Consider the following 540-nt stretch of genomic DNA (forward strand, 5'->3'; position numbering starts at 1 on the left):
ACCGTGGCGACGGCGGTCATGCCGCCACCACGGTCGTCCCCGAATCGCGGGCGACCGGCCCCCGGCTGGCGTGGCTGCGCGATCGGGGGATGGGCGCGAGCATCCTGGTCGCTGCGTTGTCTGCCGCGTTCGGTGTGCTCCTCGTCGAGATCACCGCCTACATCGGCGCCGTGCTGCAGGCCGACCCCTTCATCGGTGACAGCGGGACGCTCGCCTTCATGGTGGCCCTGCTGTCGGTGCTGCTGACCGTGGTCGCGATGTATGTCGCCGCCATCGTCACCGCGAACACCTTCTCGACGATCATCGCCGGACGCACCCGTCAGATCGCGCTCATGCGTCTGATCGGGGCGACTGCGCGTTCGCAGCGGTCAGAGGTCGGAAAGCAGGGACTCGTCGTCGGGCTTCTCGGCGCGGCGATCGGTCTGCTCGCCGGCCTCCTGCTCGCGGTGATCGGGGTGCAGATCGGCGGGCAGCTGATCGACAACGCCCCCTCCGACTTCTCGCTCGCCCAGCCGTTCGTGGCGCTGCCGGCGATCGGTG

Annotated in this window: 1 protein-coding gene; it reads left to right on the plus strand. The window is 69.8% G+C overall.

Annotated features, from left to right (window positions below):
- Positions 1 to 540 (plus strand): FtsX-like permease family protein (locus KZA10_RS17345; protein ID WP_308289713.1); only part of this gene is annotated, 540 nt, incomplete at both ends.

The organism is Microbacterium sp. BF1 (assembly GCF_019279095.1).
Classification (GTDB): Bacteria; Actinomycetota; Actinomycetes; order Actinomycetales; family Microbacteriaceae; genus Microbacterium; species Microbacterium maritypicum.